1 protein-coding gene is annotated in these 2,053 nt (G+C 38.3%); it reads left to right on the top strand.

Annotation, left to right across the window (positions count from 1 at the left end; translation table 11 throughout):
* Positions 1-532: 532 nt before the first annotated feature.
* A complete protein-coding gene (locus ACZIX2_RS14165) occupies positions 533-1,696 on the top strand; it encodes a phospholipase D-like domain-containing protein (RefSeq protein WP_463340745.1) in 1,164 nt (387 codons plus the stop codon).
* Positions 1,697-2,053 lie beyond the last annotated feature (357 nt).

Below are 2,053 nucleotides of genomic sequence, written 5' to 3'. Positions count from 1 at the left end.
TCCATACTCTATCCATACTCTATCCATACTCTATCCATACTCTATCCATACTCTATCCATGCTCTAGCTATACTCTATCTATACTCTATCTATACTCTATCTATACTCTAGCTATACTCTATCCATACTCTATCTATACTCTATCTATACTCTATCCATACTCTAGCTATACTTATATATAGTATAGCAAACTCTGTACAAACTAAACAAGCACCAATATCACTATCCAACTTCCTAATCTAGCACTCAACCTCCTTTCTAAAGCCAATACCGTAGCCCGGATGAGAGCGGCATCCTTGTCCTCCCGCCCGAGGGTTGCGGGCGGGAGGACAAGATATAGCGGACAGCCGGATTAGCTCCAAAAAAAAACAAGTCTCCCCATTGCACACACGAAACATAAAGACATAAAAAACTTAACCCTTTGAATAGTTGCGATTTACAAACCTCACTAATGAAATATTGAGAAAATAATCCTATATTTATATCGTATACAAGAATAATTTTTCTACCATTGATCTAAAAAAACATCCTTATGCCGTCCTTTACCTCTACTTCTATATTGGACCATATTGCCATAGTGCACAGTGGAGAGGATTTTTTTTTGAGATTACAAAAAATCATACAACAAGCCCAACATCAAATTCACATACAAACCTATCTATTTGAAAAAGATGCCACTGGGATGGCTATTGCCCAAGAGTTGATTTTGGCAGCTCGACGTCATGTTAAAGTCTTTTTGCTAATAGATGCCTTTGGCTCTTCACAGCTTCCGAATACGTTTATAGACTCTTTGCGTTCGGAACAGATAAATGTTCGCTTTTTTTCACCATGGCACTCCAAAAACACTCTTTATTTGGGACGCCGCTTGCATCATAAAATTGTGCTAGCCGATGCTAAAACGATTTTGATTGGCGGAATCAATCTTTCGGATAAATACAAAGGAAGCAGCACAGAACTCCCTTGGCTTGATTATGCCATGCAAATTGAAGATTCGACTCTTGGTTTGGCATTACAAAAATTGTGTCGAGCCATTTATTTCAAAAAAAAAGCGATCCAACTAAACCCAATACAATCCTCCATATATTGCACTCCCGATGCCTCTATCACCATTTTGCGCAACGATTGGCTGCTGGCCAAAAATGAAATTTACAACAGTTATCTGAATGCCCTACAAAAAGCGACTAGCGAATGTTTCCTTATTGGCAGCTACTTTTTACCCGGAAGCGGATTATTGAGCGCTCTAAAAAACGCTTCCAAAAGAGGGGTAAAAATTAGCATTATTTTTTCAGGAAAATCGGATCTCCCTATTGTTATGGCTGCTACCCGCTATCTATACAGCGTATTACTGAGACACAATATTGCATTATATGAGTGGAAAAAATCAGTACTACACGGCAAACTTGCCATTGTAGACCGTCAATGGGTTACTCTGGGGTCTTTCAACCTCAACCATTTGAGCTCCTATGCTAGTATCGAAATGAATGTTGAAGTAATTTCAGCCGAATTTGCTCAAGATTTTCGATTGCAATTGGATTCAACTCTAGATGCTTGTGAACACATTACCTCCGAAACCCTACTTTTAAAAGAAACCGTATCTTCTAAAATCACCCATTGGTTCGCTTTCCGTATTGTCCGTTTTCTTTTGCTGATTGCTACCTATCTACCGTATAAAAGAGTCCTTAAAACACGAAGTTGATTTTGTATGAATTGAAAACAGTCCTGAAGGGAAATGAGAAGTAAGCCCTTCGACTCCGATCAGGGTGACGGTGAGAAGTTAGAAATTAGAAGTTAGAAATTAGAAGTTAGAAATTAGAAGTTAGAAATTAGAAGTTAGAAATTAGAAGTTAGAAATTAGAAGTGAGATATTAGAAGTGAGATATTAGAAGTGAGATATTAGACGTTAGAAGTTAGACGTTAGAAGTTAGATATTAGATATTAGATGTTAGCCCTTCGACTGTACTTCGACTTCGCTCAGCATAAACTACTCAGGGTGACGGTTAGAAGTGAGAAGTGAGCCCTTCGACTGTACTTCGACTTCGCTCAGCATAAACTA

It is taken from the genome of Flavobacterium riviphilum, assembly GCF_055231795.1.
This window is presented reverse-complemented; position numbering and strand designations above follow the sequence as displayed.

What these genes read in the sequence shown, in the direction of transcription:
- ACZIX2_RS14165 (WP_463340745.1), top strand. Translation starts at nt 533, where the DNA reads ATGCCGTCCTTTACCTCTACTTCTATATTGGACCATATTGCCATAGTG.